Source organism: Flavobacterium sp. B167r, assembly GCF_056824315.1.
In genome coordinates this window covers 4,514,127-4,532,484 of record NZ_CP124859.1, presented here as the reverse complement: position 1 = coordinate 4,532,484, position 18,358 = coordinate 4,514,127, and the positions used below count along the sequence as shown (strand labels likewise).

The following is an 18,358-nucleotide window of genomic DNA, read 5'->3' as shown; positions in this document are numbered from 1 at the left end:
AAAGAGGCGTTTCACTAATTCTATGTCTCTAATGTGTTAAAATTTATTTTTTAAATCTCACCAGCAGATTATATCTCTGTACAAATATCTTTTTTGGTTTCAAGATCTTTCGAGATTCTGTATGATATATATCCGATGCCAAATAGGATGGCAACTAGGATTGTCGTTATATAGTTTTCCATTTTTATTTTTCTTCGTTGTGAATAACTGCGACAGGTTTTCCTGTAACTTTTTCTTGTAAATATTGGAAGACGATGAATAAAACCGGAATAATGAATAATCCTAAAATTACTCCCGAAATCATTCCGCCCGCAGCTCCAATACTAATTGAGTGATTTCCTTGAGCCGATGGTCCTTTGGCGCTCATCATTGGCACTAAACCAACAATAAAGGCAAGAGACGTCATGATGATTGGTCGTAGACGTAATTTTGCAGCATCTATAGAAGCTCTAACTAACGCCATACCTGATTTTCTTTTTTGAACCGCAAACTCCACAATCAAAATGGCATTTTTGGCGAGCAGTCCGATCAGCATGACAAGGGCAACTTGTACATAAATGTTGTTTTCGATTCCTGTTAAACCGATTGCCACAAATACTCCAAAAATACCTGCAGGAATTGATAAAATAACCGCTAGAGGAAGGATATAACTCTCATACTGTGCAGCAAGTAAGAAATAAATGAATATCAAACACAGTAAGAAAATTGTAGCCGATTGCCCTCCAGAAGAAATCTCTTCGCGCGTTTGGCCCGAGAATTCAAACCCGTAACCTGCAGGCAATTGTTGTTTGGCAACTTCTTCAATTGCTTTAATGGCATCTCCAGAACTAAATCCAGGTTTCGGAATTGCATTAATAGAAATTGAGTTAAACAAATTATATCTAGAAGCGGTTTCAGAACCATAAATACGAGTTAGTTTCACTAAAGTATTTATCGGAACCATTTCGCCTGTTTTATTTTTTACGAATACACGATCAATAGCTGTTGGATCGGCTCTGTCGGCAATATCAGCTTGAACAACCACACGGTAATATTTACCAAATCGGTTGAAATCTGATGCCTGCGCGCTACCAAAATAAGCTTGCATGGTTTGTAAAATGTCTTTTACATTTACACCTAATTGATTCGCTTTTTCGTCGTTGATATCCAATTGTAATTGAGGATAATCGGCTTTGAAACTTGTAAAGGCAACTGCGATTTCTGGACGTTTCATTAATTCGCCAATGAAATTTTGAGAAATACCACTGAACTTATCCAATTTTCCTCCAGTTTTATCTTGAAGAACTAAATCCAACGCCTCAACGTTACTAAATCCTGGAACAGTTGGGAAACTGAATACGAAGAAACTTCCACCAGAAATCTCACCCAGTTTACCACGAACCTGATTCATGATTTCGTCAATATTTTTAATATTACCACGATCTTCGTTTGGTTTAAGCAATACGAAAACAACCGCAGAAGATGGACTTGTAGAATTCGTCAATAAGTTGAAACCAGAAATTGCTGTTACAAATCGTGAAGCATCTAAACCTCTTAATGTATTTTCAGCTTCGGTCATTACTTTTTGAGTTCCGTCAAGCGAAGTTCCAGATGGCGTGTTAACCGCAATTGCAATAAATCCTTGATCTTCTGTTGGAATAAATCCAGCTGGAGTTGTTTTTACTAATACAACTGTTGCCAATGTAATTAATGCCAAACCTCCTAAACTAAACCATTTTTTACGGATTAAGAATTTAAGTCCGCCAACATAACGATTCGTAAGCGATTCAAAACTGCTGTTGAAAGCACTAAAGAATTTCTCTTTAAATCCTTTTTTCTCATGAGGCGCATCGTGACCGTGAGTTCCGTGATTGTCTTTTAAGAACAAAGCTGCAAGAGCTGGACTCAATGTCAAGGCATTAACAGCCGAAATTACAATTGCAATTGCCATCGTAAAGGCAAACTGACGATAGAAAACTCCTGTTGAGCCTTCCATAAAACCAACCGGCAGGAATACAGCAGCCATTACCAGCGTAATCGAGATAATAGCACCCGTTATTTCGTGCATTGCTTCATGGGTTGCGATTTTTGGAGACAAACGTTTGTGTTCCATTTTCGCATGCACGGCTTCGACGACCACAATCGCGTCATCGACCACAATACCAATCGCCAGAATTAATGCGAAAAGCGTTAGAAGGTTGATCGAAAATCCGAATAACTGCATGAAGAAGAACGTTCCTAAAATTGCTACAGGTACAGCAATAGCCGGGATTAATGTTGATCTGAAATCTTGCAGGAAGATAAATACAACGATGAAAACTAAAATAAAAGCTTCCAGTAAAGTGTGTTCAACCTGTTCGATAGATTGGTCTAAAGATACTTTTGTACTATAGAAAATATTGTGTTTAATGCCTTTTGGAAAATCTTTAGAAGCCTTTTCCATCATTTTATTAATCGCAATCTGAATATCATTTGAGTTCGATCCAGCCAACTGAATAACTCCAATTACAATTCCTTTTTTACCATTCAGACGAGTTAAACTGTTGTAAGAATAAGCTCCTAATTCAACTCTTGCGACATCTTTTAAACGAAGGACAGAACCATCAGGATTAGAACGAATGGCAATATTTTGATAATCTTCTGGTTTGGTAAGTTTTCCTTTGTATTTAATTACATATTCAAAAACTTCTTTACTTCTTTCACCAAATTTACCTGGCGCAGCTTCCAAACTTTTGTCCTGAATTGCTGCCATCACTTCATTTGGCGTTACTTTATAAGTTGACATTTGTGTCGGATTCAACCAAACACGCATTGAGTAATCTTTTACACCACCAAAAATACTAGCAGAACCAACTCCGGGAATACGTTTAAGCTCTGGAATAATATTAATTTGAGCATAATTGGCAACAAAAGTCTGATCGTATTTTGCCTCATCATCTGTGTACATACCAATCGCCATGATGAAACTGTTTTGCTGTTTCGCCGTGATAATACCTTGTTGTACAACTTCGGCAGGCAATTGACTCGTTGCTTGGGCAACTCTATTCTGTACGTTTACTGCAGCTTGATCGGCATCTGTTCCTAATTTAAAGAAAACAGTAATCGCCAAACTACCATCGTTACTCGCCGTAGAACTCATGTAAGTCATGTTTTCTACACCATTTATAGACTCTTCTAGAGAAGGTGCAACAGAACGTAAAACCGTTTCTGCGTTAGCTCCAGGATATACCGCCGTTACCAAAACCGATGGAGGCGCAATATCAGGAAACTGTTGTAAAGGCAGTTTCGTTAAACCAAGTACACCTAAGATCACCAACAAAATGGAGATTACAGTTGCCAGTACCGGCCTTTGTATAAATATTTTGAACATTATTTCTTTTGATTATTTTTTGTTAGTTACTTCGGCAACTTTAGTTGTTTTTTCAGGTTGAATAGCTTGTCCGTCCTGAAGTTTGTCAATACCGCTTAAAACGATTTGATCACCAGATTTTACGCCGTCTTTAATTAAATAATTTGTACCGCTTTTACCTACAACAGTGATTGGCATTTTGGTTACTTTGTTGTCTTTTCCAACTGTGAAAACAAATACTTTATCTTGCATTTCAACAGTAGCCGCTTGCGGAACCAAAATTGCATCGTCGTGGTTTAATCCTAAACGAATTCTTCCTGTGTTTCCAGAACGTAAAATTCCGTTTGCATTAGGGAAAGTAGCTCTAATCGTGATTGCTCCAGTAGTTTTATCAAACTGACCGTCAACCATATCGATTTTTCCTGTTTTTGGATAAGCGCTGTTATCAGCCAAAATCAAAGTAACAGGAGGCAATTTTTTGATTTTATCGCCTAATGAACTTCCAGCGTATTGCTCTTTAAAGTGGATGAAATCTGTTTCACCCAAAGAGAAATAAGCAAAAACTTCGTGAACATCAGATAGAGTTGTTAAAGCCTCAACATCAGAAGCAGAAACTAAACTTCCTTGTTTTTTAGGCAGTCTTCCAATGTATCCGCTTACTGGCGCAGTAACATTTGTATATCCTAAATTGATTTTAGCAGAACCAACCATTGCTTTTGCTTGCTCGATATTGGCAGCAGCAATTTTTTGAGAAGCTTTAGCCGTTTTCAACTGATAGTCAGAAACTACTTTGTTTTGAACTAACGGAGTCAATTTATCAACTTCTAAGTTAGCGTTGATTAAAGCCGCTTCAGCAGCGTGAAGACTTGCTAAAGCATTGTTTAACTGCTCGCGGAACGGACGCTCATTAATCTTGAATAACGTTTGCCCTTTATTTACGTAAGCGCCTTCGTCTACAAAAATTCTGTCAAGGTTTCCGCTCACTTGTGGGCGTATTTCAACATCAACAGTTCCTTGTATAGAAGCAGGATATTCAGAGTCTGTGATTGTGTTTGCACTAGTTATCGCCAAAACTGGTAAAACTGGCGGAGGTGGAGCAGAAGGAGCCTGATTTTTATCGGCACAGCTGCTTAAAACTAATGCCAGAATAAAACTGGTTATAATTACATTTTTCATTTTCATTGTGGTTTTAATTGGTTGAACATTTTCTCGGGTAAAAAATTCTGGTATTCTGGTATTCTCGGGATTCATATTTAATTGAATTAAATTATCTAACGTTGTTAAGTAAAAGTGCACAAATTTCAATACAGCAAGCCATTCCAATCTTATTTAAAATCAGTATTAAATTATCTAACGTCGTTAAGTAAAAGTCTAAAAAAAGAGTTTTATTACCTCGATTAAATTTTCTAACAGTGTTAAGCGAAAGTTATAAAAAAAGGATTTTACATTATCCCGTTTAAATCATTTTACACTGTTAAGTAAAATTGAAAATTTTTTTATTGTATTGATTTGATGATACCACCAATGGCATCTTTCAAAATTTGGGCATTAATTGTTTCTAAAATGTCACTTTTGTTAATGATATTGATGGCGATTAAACCATGTATAACAGAAAAGAAAGTGAAGTACTTTTGTTTTATAATATCCTGACTCGGGTTGCTGCTTTTCATTACTTCAGCAATTACCTGAGTGAATAATTTGTAAGGTCCCTCTTGAGCCGAACATCGTTGCGCACAGCACGTCATTTGAACACCAAACATTAGCTGATACATTTCAGTATTAGTAAAAGCGAAGTCCCAGTAAGTCATCCACATGGCTTCCAATTGATCTTCTGGTTTTTCAAACTTATCTATTGCAGTTTGCAACTCTTTAGTCAGTTTGATAAAACCTTTGCCAGTCAGTTCTTCTAAAATTGCTTCTTTATTCGAGAAATATTCATAAATAATAGGAGCAGTATATTCGATTCTGTCGGCAATTTTACGCATACTCAAACCATTCCAGCCTTCATCTTTTACGATATCATAAGCAGCGCCAAGAATATTATTCCTTGTCTCTTCTTTTTGTCTTAAAATTCGATCTTTGCTAGCCATTTTATTCGAGTATTAAATCGTTTAACACTGTTAGGCAAATGTATGGCGGTTTTTCGAATTATAAAATGTTTTTGTCATAATATTTTCTTATCGTACAATAAGCAATTTTAAAAACGCTTGCAAAGTATTGAATTTACTAAGTTTTTAATTCCTGAAATATTTTTCAGGAGCAGCAAATTTTCGTTTTTCAAGAACATTTGTCCCGCTCTACATTATATCTTTTATGGTGAACCCCACCATAAAAGGATACCATTTCGATCGGGGCTAGGCGAGAAAGTATATTTTTTATAATTTTTTTCAGTTAGTTATTATTCTGATGACCGTTATTTCGCAGGATATTTTTCAGGATTTTGTGAGGTATGAAAAACAGCATTTAGAAAAACAGTTTTTGTTACTTCATCAACAATGAAAAATGCGATGTAAGGAAATTTTTTAAAAGGAAGATAACGATAATTATTATCGTGAAATTGATGAAGTGGATTTAACTGTAAAGCTTTATAGATTTTTTTATAATCATTAAGAAAGTCTAAGGCAACTTTCTTACTAGCTTTTATTATATAATATTCAACGGCTTCTTCAATATTTTTTAATGCAATTGGAGAAACAATAACCTTATAATTCATACTTTTTCTTTAAATCAGTATAAATGGATTCGGCATCAGAGTAAAGTTTTTTGTCTGAAGTTATTTGTTCATTTAAAATGTGTTGCTGTTCTTCGGACAATTCGTAAGGTTTTACATTTGCAATTTCAAATTTTATCTTTAGTGCTTTCATAAAAGCTTTTACAGCCTCAATTTGAGAAGCATCTTCTGTATACGCTGTGATATTAATTGCTTGCATGATTTTAAAGTTTACTAAAGTTGGTAAACAAAGTTAAGACAAAAGTCTAATTTCCATGTTAATGATTACATTTTATTTTTTTGAATTATCTATGAACGTCAATTTTTCGTAACATTACAATAAAAAAATGAACACGCTAACTACCATTAAAACCACATTTGCTCTTTTACTTTTCCAACAAATAACTTTTGCTCAGGAAATCAAAAAAGAAACCGCAGCACCACAATACTCAATCGAAAATTGTGTCAATCATTTTGAATTAGACAAAGCCACGAAAACCAAAGTAGGCTATCAATATTGGTTTGCCGATAAAACCTTTACTCAGGAAAATACCTTAAAAATGAGTATTGTCGAACCACGAAAATCGACACACGCGCCACACCATCATCCTGAAGAAGAATTCTTTTATATTCTAGAAGGTTCGGCTTCTTTTTTCTTAGATGGAAAAACGGTTGTTGTCGGTCCAAATACAAGTTTATACTGCCCGCCAAATGCCGAGCACGGAATAAGCAATGCCGGAAATACCAATTTGAAATATTTGGTTATTAAGAAGGATTTGAGATAGACTATTATAGGAGTTTTAAAGATTCCAATTATTTGAATTGCCTCCTGCTTTAGCTGGAGGAATTAAATAGCTTGTAAAGGAAGGCTTTAGCCAAATGCAATTTAGGCTAAAGCCATTTATATTTTTGATTTAACCTCCATCTAAAGATGGAGGCAATTGTTTTTCTATTGTAAATCTCACAAAGGAGCAAAGGCGAAAAGGTCAGCTTCAGGCTATAAAATAGCAAATCCTAGCGACTTCAATCTTATATAATTTTTGTTTAATTTTTAATAAAAACTTGTAATTCAATTAATTAACTTTTATTAAAGAAAGGTTTAACATCATCTGTTTTCGCTGGCTATTTGAAATAACTAATTTTAGATAAATCAAAATTAATCACGTTTTAAATATTAGAAATTATGAAAAAGAATATCGCCATATTAGCAACAAACGGTTTTGAAGAATCAGAATTAGCATCGCCTAAAGCCTATCTAGAAGAGCAAGGTTGGAACGCAGATATCGTCAGTTTGAAATCTGGAACGATCAAATCTTGGAAAGACGGAAATTGGAGCACCGAATATAATGTTGATGTCGTATTGGATCAAGCAAATGAAGCCGATTACGATGCTTTGGTTCTTCCAGGAGGAGTTATAAATCCTGATTTATTAAGAAGAGAAGAGGCTGCAGTAAAATTTGTACGTTCGTTTTTTGAAAGTAAAAAACCAGTAGCCGCTATTTGTCACGGACCACAAATTCTGGTAGATGCAGATGTTTTAGAAGGTCGAAAAGTAACTTCGTTCTTCTCTGTTAAAAACGATTTGAAAAATGCTGGAGCACAATGGGAAGATTCAGAAGTTGTCGTAGACAACGGATTAGTAACCAGCCGAAATCCTAATGATTTACCTGCTTTTAATAAAAAAATGGTAGAAGAAATTAAAGAAGGAATACACGAGCGTCAGAGGGTTTAAAAACTGTCTTTGTTTTATATTCAAATTAAAATGCAAGATCAATTTTGGTCTTGCATTTTTTTTGGTGGAATTTATAATGTAGTTATCATTTCGAGGAACGAGAAATCACACTTGCTAATCGACAAAGATTGGCGACATTCTGTACGGAGTTTCTAGTGTGATTTCTCCTCCGTCGAAATGACAAAAATGTGATAAATGCTTGCCGAAATATAGATTTAGTATATTTGTTAAAGAACATAAATTAGTTGTAAGAAAAAGAATATAAAAACAAAGAATTTTCCTATATTTGTAGTTCTTAAATCTTCACATTAAGAACGCATCAAAATTTGCCCTTGTGCTATGTAGTAAAGCTCCGAAAGGACTTTGACGCCGTGAAGAAGCGTAAGACTGCTAAGGCACGAGGGTTTTTCTTAAATTCTTCACTTTATGAAAACAAACACCCTTTCCAAAGAAGCCGAAACAAGGCTGATTGATTTTTTTAACCATATTATCGATCCCGAAGATATGGCTAAAATCTTAAGACAAGTAAACTGCATTTTAGCGCTCGGTGTAATGCGACAACACGAAACCCTCCAAATTGGACTAACAAATTTCGAAGACAATTATTATTGGGTCAATGAATTGGCGGAGATTTTGAATCCTTATTTGAGGGAGGAGTAAGTTTATAAAATGGAAAAACCTCGATTTTTTTAAGGATCGAGGTTTTTTATTAGCTTTCAATTAATTTTCTCCATTCTTCAGGTAATATCTCATTCTTAAAAAAACTATGAGATAAATATCTAATACATGAAATTCCTAATTTGTCAGTTTTGTAAGAATAACATTCTTTTCTTTTCTCTAGAATTGATTTCTTAAAATCATTAAAATTGGCATCCTTTTTAAGTAATTTTAAACCATCCTGAACTCTTTCAATACAATCGACATAATATTCCTTATGCAAGTTTTTTTGAAATAAAAGCTTTTCAACATCGTTGGTGTTAAAATCAATTGAAACTATTTGTAGGCTTAAGTTATCGTCAATGAATGATAAAATTTGAGAAAAAAAATCTTCCGAATCAAAAATAGCAGAGATCTCTAATAGTGTTGCAATTAAGACCGAAGAGCTATCACAATATTCTTGAGGTTTAACACCAGTTGCCAAAAATTCAATGAGAAGATTTAGTCTGTTGCCTAATTCTGGATGTCTTTTATGTCTTATTTTTTCAATTTTTAAATGAGTAATAATTTGTTGAAAGTGATTATGCAAAAAATTCACATCTTTTTCTCTTAAATGACCGTTGTCTGTAAAGAATAAAAGTAGTTGAATTATGGGTATAGAGTGATTGTCAATTATTGGTTTATTAAAACCATTATTATTCTCAATGATTTCTATTAATAAGTCCTTTTGTTTGTTTATTAATTTTTCGGAATTATAAGATTTAAAGATACATTGTCTTAATCTGCAATAATAAATCAGATCATCTAAATATTCAAAACATCTTAAAGGATAACCAATCCTTTCAAAAAAAGCTCCATTTTCAGAGAAAAGACCGTTTTCTATTTTTGCAATAGGGAATGTTTTACTAAAATATTTATTAAAAATATTATATTGTCCTTTTAGTAATTTTTTGAATTCTTTTACAACTGGTTGCTTTTGTTCTAAATCATTTTCGACTATCCAATGCCATGTTTTTAAAACTAAAATTTTAGAACACTCTTTTGAAGGAACCAAATAATTATTTTCATTACTATAGTGATAGACTAATGAATTTAAAAGATTTAATGTTGCGAAAAGTTTATTAAAAGCTCTACTTTTTACATCATTTACTTTGTTAAATTGGATATTAACTAATTCTTTGAATTCTTTATAATTATTATCTGGAGAATCTAGAAATGCTAATGTCTTTTTTAATAATTTATTACTTGCATCATCAGAAAGTAGATATTCATTGAATAGATATTGACTAAATATATCTGTTAAATAATATATATCCCATCTTTCAAATTCTCCATCACTAAATTCCTGAGATATAAATCCCTCAAATGTGTTTCTAAAATTACTTTTCAGTACACCATTGTGAACAATGACGATTTTTTTAGGTAAATCATTGAATTCAGGAATTGTAGAGTCGTTAAAAATGCTATATTTTGCTTCTAAAATAGACTCTCTAATTCCATCAGACTTTGAAAAATTGGTAATTGATATATCTTTATCAGAATATCCTTTTAGTTCAAAATACCACTTATATTTAATTCCTTTTTCATCTTTGCCAATAGCAATAATGTCTTTGCCATACTGCGATTGACCTTTTGAATCTTTTGCAGTTTGAATTATTCTAAACCCCATAAGATTTAAAACAATAGGAAATAGATAATCTAATTCCTGATCTTCTTTAAGTGAAGATAAATATTCTCGAACAATCAAACTATTACTACTCATTTTCAAGATAGGATTTAATTTCTATAAATTCATTATCATTCCAATCTTCTTTGATTAAATAATCTTTTTCTAATTCAAACATATCTGGATTAATAAAATAACTTCTAGGCAGTGAAAAACTTGATTCGATTTTACTTAATTGTGAAATCTTTTCATTTGCTCCAAATCTCCATCCTCCACCTTTTGAAAGTTGAACAGTATTTATTCCTAATTGACCTAGCAAGCTATTTTCAGTGGCTCCTTTACTTATTGATTCGCTCATTTTTTTTGAAAATAACTCATCGAAAATTTTTATTTCTTTATAATGGGTATAAAAAGGATTAATTTCATTTATTGAATTTTTAATATTAATATTTTCATCATAAAACATTTCAATATAAGTAGAAATCTTTTCGATTACTTCAATGTTTTCGGGTCTGTTAAGATCAAGATTTTCTTGAAGTATTTTTGTTATGAGCCCACCATAATCTTCTGAAAGGGCTTGTAATTTACATATAAAACTAATCTTTACCCAATTACTTTTTGATTCTAAAAGAGGTAACAAAGCAATTAATCTATTTTTAGGTTGATGAAAATCTAAAGTTAAAGAAACCCATAGTTTATATTGGATAAATGATGGAAGTTCTAATAAGTTTTTAATAAATTTATATGGAGAATAATTGGAAAGCTCGTCAAAAAAATCTACCCCGACAATTCTTTTACTAGCCAAATTATCTGTTAATAGTTCAATTATAAATTCATCTAATTTGATTTGATTCATTTCGGAGAAATACGAAGCAAATGCTTTGCAAAATGATTTAAAAGGTTTCTTTTCAATTATAGCAAGAACTACTTTTTTAAAGGATTCAATTTCTTTTAAATCCCAAAAACAATTACTAATAGAATTTATATGTTTTTCAATTGAGAAATATTCTTGACTAATTATTTTAAGAATAAGCTCTGTTTTTTCTTGATCATAATTATTAATTTGATTTAAATTATTTAAAATATAATTAACTACTAGCTCATCTTCTATTATTAAACTCAATTCATCAAAACAGGATTTATGATAATTAATTTGATTTGATTTTAAGATTGAAATAAGGAGAGATGATAATGATAAAATTAATGACGGATTAGATTTATGTGTTTTGACAAAGTCTAAAAATAACTCACATTCAGTTTGTTCTAGTTCGTAAATATTGGATAAGCCGTGGAAGATTGCGTTTAATTTATTTTGCTTATTTACTAAATCTTTTAATGTAGGATTGTAAAATTCATTTCTTTTGCTTTCGGAAATACCAGCTATAACAGCAGATAAAAAACTTTCTTTATCCTCATCAATATTTATCGATTTTGATAAAAGAAACAATCCCACATCATAATTCGTCTTACATGTATTTTTAATACCATTTAATATACTTCCAAGAGGTATGTTATATTGTGCATCACTTTTAGCGAATTCCATTAAAATCATAGAATTCTCATATATAGTCAAAGGGGGAATTTCTAAAAGAGGTAAAGCTTCTGAATAAGCTTCTATGAATAGAAATATCATATCAGATTTATTTTCTTTATCAAGTGAATTTAAAAAATTATCAAATGAACATTTGTATTTTGCATTAAATTCTAATATAAAAGTTTTCCATATTTTCTTTTCTAGTGTAAGAAAATCATATACATACCCCTCGGCTAGAAAATCTTCTTTTAATTCTTTTATAAATTCTACAATATCAATAAACTTAGCTGAACTTTTAAAATTTAGCTTTTGTTTATAGATATCTAAAAAATCTTCAATTATACTGCCGTAATCAATTATTAAAACTTTTTTGTATTCTAATTTTAAAATCGCTTTTTCAAATAAGGAATTGTCAAAGTTTACTTCTGACTCTGGAAATTGCAATTTTTTCTGATCAATGATTAAATTTATTAGTTTAGATAGATTTTTATCCATTATTTCAATTTAGGCTTGTGTTATTTTAAGTTTAAGCAATTTTATAAATTAGAAATTAAAAGATTATTTTACGATCAAATATATCCATTTAAATTAAATATATTTATAGGTGTTTTTACGTAATCTACAGAAAAAAACACTCTCAAAATTTTTAGAAGATTCAAGATGTTTTTTTGTAATAATGCAGTAACAATTAAAAATTAGGAAGTGGAACATAATTTTTTGCATATAAAAAAACAGCCCTCTAAATTAATAGAGGGCTGTTAAGGCAAATTTTAGATTTGCACTCCGAAGAATGCGTACGGTAATTGGTAATCTACTAAAAAGAAGACTAAACGCAGGTTATTCGTTTATGACATCGCCTTCTTTAGTTTCTTCGCTGGCGATTTTTACCAGTTTATCTTGCGGGTTTAAGTCACCGAAAATTTCGATTTTATCTTCGATTTCTCTTCCTTTTTTAATATCAACTCTTGTTGCTTTGTGGTTTACTACTTTTACCACATAAATTCCTTCTGCAGAACTTACTACTGCCGATTTTGGAACTACATACGTGCTGTCTTTCGCGTTAAGCGGTAATAAAACTTCGGCAACCATTCCAGGCAATAAATTTCCTTTGGTGTTGTGAACATCCATTTCAACTCTTTCAGAACGAAGTTTTAAATCTAAAGCACCAGACATTCTGGTAATTTTTGCTGAGAAAGTGTCAGGCAACGATTTTACATTAAAACTCATTTCGTCTCCTGCATGCAAATATCCTGTGTACAATTCTGGAACAGAAACCGCCAAACGTAATTTAGATTGCTCCTGAATCGTTAATAAAGGCAAATCTGAACCTTTACCTGCTGGACCAACAAATGTTCCTAAATTCACATTTCTAGCCGCTACAATGCCATCAAAAGGAGCACGAATTTCTAAATATCCTCTCATAATCGCCACTTCTTTATGAGCCGCAATTGCAGCTTGATATTGTGCGTAATCAGAATTCTTTTTACCGCTTGCCATTTCTAAATCGTTTTTAGAAATCGTTCCTTCCACTTTGCTTGTTTCGTACAAACGGTTGTAAGTGCTTTTGCTGGTTGCATAAATCGCTTCCATAGATTTCAATCTAGATTCGGCAGCAGCCAATTGCGAACTGATTTCTGGCGCTTCTAAAACAATTAAAAGCTGTCCTTTTTTAACTTTAGAACCAATATCTACTTTTAATGTTTTTACGAAACTGCTCACTTTTGCATACAAATCAACTTGTTGAAAACCTGTTAATTCAGCTGGCAAACGTAACTCTGTTGTTAGTTTTTCTTTCGATAAAAGGAAAGTTTCAACTTTAGGTTCGATTTCTGCTTTCGCAGTTTCTTCTTTTTTCTTTTCGCAACCGCTTAATACAACTAATGCTGTAAATAATAATGCAGATGATTTTATAATATTACTTTTCATTTTTTGGTTTTAATGATGAGATATAATGGATGCTTTCTTCGTCTTCAGGATCTAAAGAAACAGATTGTGTCGATGTTTTTTCTTGTGCCCACGCAAATATCTGCGGAAGGATCAATAATACGGCAAAAGTAGAAAATAATAGTCCACCGATAACCGCTCTTCCTAATGGAGAAACCTGATCGCCTCCTTCGCCGTGTCCGATTGCCATTGGCAACATTCCCGCAATCATCGCAACCGAAGTCATGATAATTGGACGAAGACGCAACGCAGCCGCTTCACGAGCCGATTCTAAGGCATTTCCATTTATTTTACGCAATTGTTCGGCATTGGTCACCAAAAGTACGGCGTTGGCAATAGAAACCCCAACCGACATGATGATTCCCATATATGATTGTAAGTTCAACGTAGAACCTGTTAGCGTTAGCATTAATAAAGATCCTAAAACTACCGCAGGAACTGTCGTTAAGATTACTAACGAAACTTTGAACGATTGGAAATTAGCGGCCAACATTAAGAAGATTACAAAAACGGCAACCAATAATCCTGTTTGCAAACTGCTTAATGTTTCAGTCAATACAGTACTTAGTCCAATTGGCGTGATAAACAAACCACGAGGTAATTCGCCCAATGAACTAATTGTTTTGCTCACATCTTTTGATGCAGTACCTAAATCGGTTTGATAGATGTTTGCAGTAACGGTAATGTATGGCATAGCCCCTAAATTGTCATTTTCACCACTTACAAAGCCCGGTGTAATTTTGGCAACGTCACTCAAAACAGGACGAAGCGAGTTTTTCAATACTGGAATTTCTCCAATATCAGTTTTGCTTTTCATTTTATTCAAAGGAACTTGAACCTGAACAGAATACGATAATCCTGCTTTTTCATCAACCCAGTTATTTTTTTCTGTATAACGTGAAGATGAAGTCGAAGCGACAAGCGAACGTGAAATATCATTCATGTCAACACCTAATTCGGCTGCACGAGTTCTGTCAATATCAATATTCATTGCAGGATAATGAATTGGCTGACCAATTTGTACGTCTCTGAAATAGGATATTGCTTTTAATTTATCTACAATTTGTGTGGCGAATAATTCATTGCGTTTTTTGTCTTTTCCAGCCACTCGAATTTCGATTGGAGTAGGAGAACCTTGGCTTAAAACTTTATCTGTCAATTCGATTGGTTCGAAAGAAACTTTAGTATCAGGCAAAACTTTTTTAATTCTTGCTCTCAAGTCATCTTTAAAATCATCCATGTCTGCCTCATAGTCTTTCAAACTCACTTGGAAAACCGCTTCATGAGAACCCGCCATAAACAAATAAATCGGGTTAATTGAGAATAGAGAAGGGTGCTGACCCACATAAACAGATGAAATTCCGATATGTTCTTTACCAACTTTTTGTTCTATTTCTCTTAAAACAATTCGGGCTTGTTCTTCAGTTCTTTCCAAACGCGTTCCATCTGCGGCGCGCATTCTCAACTGAAATTGGCTAGAGTTTGTTCTCGGAAAAACATCTTTTCCGATAAAATTAAGGAAGACAATTGCCAAAAGCGTTGCGACAACCAAATAAACGATACTCGTTGCTTTTTTGTGTACAAACAAACGATCTAAAGTTCGCATAAAACGATTTCTGAATTTTTCGAAACCAGAAACTTTTCCGTCATCATTGAAATCGGTTCTTTCCACCAAATCCTTTTTCTGACCAATTAAATTTTGCTCCGATTCAGGCGTTAATCCGCAGGCTTTAAATTCTGCTTCATCGTCTGTAATTTCAGGTGTATGATCATGTTTTACGTGGTCTTTCATCATCCAGTTGGCCATTACAGGAACAAAAGTCTGAGATAATAAAAATGAAATAACCATTGAAAAACCAATTGCCAAAGCTAAAGGCAAAAACAACGCTCCCGGAATACCAACCATTGTAAATGCTGGTGCAAATACAGCTAGAATACAAAGTAGGATCAATAATTTAGGCAAAGCAATTTCCTGACAGGCGTCCCAAATGGCGAGTGCTTTTGGTTTTCCCATGTCGAGATGCTGGTGAATGTTTTCGATCGTTACGGTACTTTCATCCACCAAAATACCAATTGCTAGAGCTAACCCTGACAACGACATTAAGTTGATTGTTTGTCCGAATAATTTCAAGAATAAAACCCCAGAAATAATCGAAATCGGGATCGTCATAATTACGATTAACGCCGCACGACGGTCTCCAAGGAAAAGCATTACCATTAATCCGGTTAAAACCGCACCGATAATTCCCTCAGTAATCAAACTTTTAACCGAGTTGATTACATAAACCGACTGGTCAAATTCATAAGATAATTTTACGTCTTCAGGAAGTGTACTTTGAATTTTAGGCAATTCCGATTTTAATTTCTGAACTACATCCCAAGTCGAAGCATCTCCCGCTTTTGCAATACTAATATAAACCGAACGTTTTCCGTTTACTAAAGCATAACCTGCCGTAATATCGGCACCATCTTTTACAGATGCAACATCGCCTAATTTTAAGTTTTGAACACCGCCTTTGAAGATCGGAATCTGTTCAAAATCTTTAACTTCTTTAATTGTATTATTGGTAGGTGTAATATAATTTTTGTCGCCTATACGAACGTTTCCAGAAGGAGCCGTTTGGTTGTTCAAACGAATTGCTTCAACAATCTGATCTGGCGTCATATTATGAGAACGCAATAAATCTGGATCTACGTTAACCTCAATCGTTCTTGGGCTTCCGCCGAAGGGCGCCGGAGACAATAAACCAGGAATTGAAGTAAACGAAGCACGAACGTAAACGTTAGCTAAATCTTGCAGTTCGTTGTTTGATCTAATTTTACTGCTCAAAACCAATTGTCCGATCGGTAGTGAAGAAGCATCAAAACGAATGATAAACGGTGGCTGTGTACCCGGAGGAAAAACCGCCTGAATTCTGTTCGAAAGCGCACTTAACTCGGCAGCAGCCTGAGCCATATTTGTTCCTTCGTAATAGGTTAATTTCATAATCATTAACCCTTGAATATTTTTGGTTTCAACCGATTTGATGCCGTTCGAGAAAGGTAAAACGTTGACGTAGTTTTTGGCAAAATAAGCTTCCATCTGGTCTGGCGTGTAACCTCCAAACGGGTGCGCGATATAGATAACCGGCAAATTCATTTTTGGTAAAATATCTACCTTAATGTCTTTGATGGCACCAATTCCGAAGAAAAATAGACCCGCAACTAATACTAATATAGAAATGGGTTTGCGGAGTGCAAAACGTATTAAATTCATTAGGATTTATAATTAAAATTCATTTATAAATAAGTCAAAATTTCCTGTTGCAGCGACTTTCAATAAGTACGATTGCCACACATTATTATTGACAATATCTCGATCGATTTCAGCACGATTTAAAGTGTAAATAGTTTGCGTTAAATCAGTTAAATCGGTTAAACCATTTTTGTATAAAGCAGATTTTTGCGTGTAAGCTCTCTGCGCTGCATCAACTTGAATTGGTGCTTCTGCATAGTTTTCCAAAGTAATTTTGATTTTATCTTCGGCGAAAGCCAATTGAGATTTCAATTCTCTATCTGCTTGATTGTATTCTTCTTGCAATGCTTGAGAAACATATTTTTGAGAACTTACTTGTTTGCTTGATCTAAATGGAGTAGTTAAATTCCAAGTAATTCCAACTCCCACTAAATAATTGGTACGATCCGGATTTACGCCATCCCAATAATTTCTTGTAAAAGCGTTTTGATTGGTTGCATAAGAAGAATCAAACCCTGAAGCTCTTGTTTGTAAAACACCAAAAGCGCTCATCGTTGGATAATAAAATCTCTTATACAATTTAACCTGCTGGTTGCTGTAATCGATTTTCGTTTTGTAGAATTGCAATAAAGGGTGAAGGCTGTCTCCTGCGATTTCTTTTGTCACCAACTCTTTTGGAATCTGAGTTACAAAAAGGGTATCTGTAACAAAATCTTGTGGAGCAACTCCCATTAAATCAACTAATTTGTTGTTTTGTTCTTTAACGAAATTCTTAGCAAGGTTTAAAGCCATTTTAGCTTTAGAAACTTCGGCAGTTGCCAAGGTAGAATCTACACCGGCCAATAAACCGTTTTTAACTCTGGCTACAGCTGTTTTCTTGAAAATTTCTGCGCGAGAAAGATTTTTTACTTGCGAAATCAGTAAGCGCTGACTTGCTAATAAATTTAGATAAGCAGCTGAAATTTTAATTTCCTGTTGAAATTTTTCCTGCTCTAAATCTTTTTCTTTAGCCTGAACATCAATTTTAGATAAATTGATTTTTTCCTGTGTTTTTCCGAAAGTGAAAAAATCCCAGTTCATGTTGACTAAGTAAAGCGCACCAAACGCCGAATTCCAGTTTTGCTCTGGAAGAGGCAAACCAGATGAAGCAACTCCTAAACCTCCGAATCCGTAAAGCGGCCCGTTTTGTCCGTTTACAGTTCCGTAATCCTGTTGCGCCGATAAATTTAAGTTCGGCAGGTAATCACGACGAGATTGTTTCAGCGTCTCTTTTGATGCATTGGTGTAATTGTTTTTTGCTCGGATAGAACCGTAGTTTTCAAGACCTGTTTTTACTGCTTCTTTTAAAGACAGGGTTTGAGCATAACCGATTGAGGCAAAAATCAATAAAAATAAAAAGGTAATTTTTTTGAAATACATAAACTCAAGGTGTGAAATAGAATGTTTTGATGGAACAAATTTATTTCTCTTCTGCTGATAAAAGTCAGGTTAAGTGATGTACTGCACTAGTAAATGACGAATTGAATTGGTCATTTTTTGAAAAAAATAATTA

General features: G+C 33.6%; 13 protein-coding genes. 3 read left to right on the top strand and 10 right to left on the bottom strand.

The genetic code is table 11. The features are described from left to right. Positions 1-184 precede the first annotated feature (184 nt). The 5 genes from QLQ96_RS19825 to QLQ96_RS19805 form a co-directional block, all read right to left on the bottom strand. On the bottom strand, positions 185-3,349 hold the full coding sequence (locus QLQ96_RS19825; protein ID WP_482492768.1) for an efflux RND transporter permease subunit: 3,165 nt from the start codon (positions 3,347-3,349) through the stop codon (positions 185-187). Positions 3,350-3,361: 12 nt separating this feature from the next. Then, positions 3,362-4,579 (bottom strand): efflux RND transporter periplasmic adaptor subunit, encoded by a 1,218-nt coding sequence (locus QLQ96_RS19820; RefSeq protein ID WP_482492767.1) that lies wholly within the window; start codon positions 4,577-4,579, stop codon positions 3,362-3,364. 245 nt (positions 4,580-4,824) lie between these two features. Next, entirely contained in the window at positions 4,825-5,418 is a 594-nt protein-coding gene (locus tag QLQ96_RS19815) for a TetR/AcrR family transcriptional regulator (protein ID WP_482492765.1), read from the bottom strand. A gap of 323 nt (positions 5,419-5,741) precedes the next feature. Further along, the gene (locus QLQ96_RS19810; protein ID WP_482492763.1) at positions 5,742-6,041 is read right to left on the bottom strand and encodes a type II toxin-antitoxin system RelE/ParE family toxin; all 300 of its coding nucleotides are present in this window, start codon (positions 6,039-6,041) and stop codon (positions 5,742-5,744) included. Next, positions 6,031-6,258, bottom strand: a complete 228-nt coding sequence (locus tag QLQ96_RS19805) for a DUF2683 family protein (protein ID WP_482492761.1) — start codon at positions 6,256-6,258, stop codon at positions 6,031-6,033. The genes QLQ96_RS19810 and QLQ96_RS19805 overlap by 11 nt, the downstream gene beginning before the upstream one ends. A gap of 127 nt (positions 6,259-6,385) precedes the next feature. Between QLQ96_RS19805 and QLQ96_RS19800 the strand changes: the two genes are divergently transcribed. The 3 genes from QLQ96_RS19800 (at position 6,386) to QLQ96_RS19790 (ending at position 8,430) form a co-directional block, all read left to right on the top strand. After that, complete coding sequence (locus tag QLQ96_RS19800; RefSeq protein WP_482492759.1) at positions 6,386-6,823, top strand: cupin domain-containing protein; 438 nt, start codon at positions 6,386-6,388, stop codon at positions 6,821-6,823. Between the two features lie 398 nt (positions 6,824-7,221). After that, positions 7,222-7,770, top strand: coding sequence for a type 1 glutamine amidotransferase domain-containing protein (locus QLQ96_RS19795; protein ID WP_482492757.1), 549 nt, complete (start codon positions 7,222-7,224; stop codon positions 7,768-7,770). A gap of 426 nt (positions 7,771-8,196) precedes the next feature. Next, positions 8,197-8,430: a hypothetical protein gene (locus tag QLQ96_RS19790; protein WP_379700309.1), complete on the top strand. Its 234-nt coding sequence runs from the start codon at positions 8,197-8,199 to the stop codon at positions 8,428-8,430. A gap of 49 nt (positions 8,431-8,479) precedes the next feature. On the opposite strand, the gene QLQ96_RS19785 is transcribed toward QLQ96_RS19790, so the two are convergent. The 5 genes from QLQ96_RS19785 to QLQ96_RS19765 all read right to left on the bottom strand — a co-directional run bounded on the left by QLQ96_RS19785 (position 8,480) and on the right by QLQ96_RS19765 (position 18,225). Beyond that, positions 8,480-10,189: a hypothetical protein gene (locus QLQ96_RS19785; RefSeq protein WP_482492756.1), complete on the bottom strand. Its 1,710-nt coding sequence runs from the start codon at positions 10,187-10,189 to the stop codon at positions 8,480-8,482. Continuing rightward, entirely contained in the window at positions 10,182-12,122 is a 1,941-nt protein-coding gene (locus tag QLQ96_RS19780) for a hypothetical protein (RefSeq protein WP_482492755.1), read from the bottom strand. The genes QLQ96_RS19785 and QLQ96_RS19780 overlap by 8 nt, the downstream gene beginning before the upstream one ends. A 342-nt stretch (positions 12,123-12,464) precedes the next feature. After that, a complete protein-coding gene (locus tag QLQ96_RS19775; protein WP_482492753.1) occupies positions 12,465-13,553 on the bottom strand; it encodes an efflux RND transporter periplasmic adaptor subunit in 1,089 nt (362 codons plus the stop codon). After that, positions 13,543-16,827, bottom strand: a complete 3,285-nt coding sequence (locus tag QLQ96_RS19770) for an efflux RND transporter permease subunit (protein ID WP_482492752.1) — start codon at positions 16,825-16,827, stop codon at positions 13,543-13,545. The genes QLQ96_RS19775 and QLQ96_RS19770 overlap by 11 nt, the downstream gene beginning before the upstream one ends. A gap of 12 nt (positions 16,828-16,839) precedes the next feature. Then, on the bottom strand, positions 16,840-18,225 hold the full coding sequence (locus QLQ96_RS19765; RefSeq protein ID WP_482492751.1) for a TolC family protein: 1,386 nt from the start codon (positions 18,223-18,225) through the stop codon (positions 16,840-16,842). Positions 18,226-18,358: the final 133 nt, after the last annotated feature.

Bases quoted from the DNA above. Each gene is read 5' to 3' on its own strand.
- QLQ96_RS19790 (WP_379700309.1), top strand. From the start codon at position 8,197: ATGAAAACAAACACCCTTTCCAAAGAAGCCGAAACAAGGCTGATTGAT.
- QLQ96_RS19795 (WP_482492757.1), top strand. From the start codon at position 7,222: ATGAAAAAGAATATCGCCATATTAGCAACAAACGGTTTTGAAGAATCA.
- QLQ96_RS19805 (WP_482492761.1), bottom strand. From the start codon at position 6,258: ATGCAAGCAATTAATATCACAGCGTATACAGAAGATGCTTCTCAAATT.
- QLQ96_RS19765 (WP_482492751.1), bottom strand. From the start codon at position 18,225: ATGTATTTCAAAAAAATTACCTTTTTATTTTTATTGATTTTTGCCTCA.
- QLQ96_RS19825 (WP_482492768.1), bottom strand. From the start codon at position 3,349: ATGTTCAAAATATTTATACAAAGGCCGGTACTGGCAACTGTAATCTCC.
- QLQ96_RS19800 (WP_482492759.1), top strand. From the start codon at position 6,386: ATGAACACGCTAACTACCATTAAAACCACATTTGCTCTTTTACTTTTC.
- QLQ96_RS19810 (WP_482492763.1), bottom strand. From the start codon at position 6,041: ATGAATTATAAGGTTATTGTTTCTCCAATTGCATTAAAAAATATTGAA.
- QLQ96_RS19815 (WP_482492765.1), bottom strand. From the start codon at position 5,418: ATGGCTAGCAAAGATCGAATTTTAAGACAAAAAGAAGAGACAAGGAAT.
- QLQ96_RS19820 (WP_482492767.1), bottom strand. From the start codon at position 4,579: ATGAATCCCGAGAATACCAGAATACCAGAATTTTTTACCCGAGAAAAT.
- QLQ96_RS19785 (WP_482492756.1), bottom strand. From the start codon at position 10,189: ATGAGTAGTAATAGTTTGATTGTTCGAGAATATTTATCTTCACTTAAA.
- QLQ96_RS19775 (WP_482492753.1), bottom strand. From the start codon at position 13,553: ATGAAAAGTAATATTATAAAATCATCTGCATTATTATTTACAGCATTA.
- QLQ96_RS19770 (WP_482492752.1), bottom strand. From the start codon at position 16,827: ATGAATTTAATACGTTTTGCACTCCGCAAACCCATTTCTATATTAGTA.
- QLQ96_RS19780 (WP_482492755.1), bottom strand. From the start codon at position 12,122: ATGGATAAAAATCTATCTAAACTAATAAATTTAATCATTGATCAGAAA.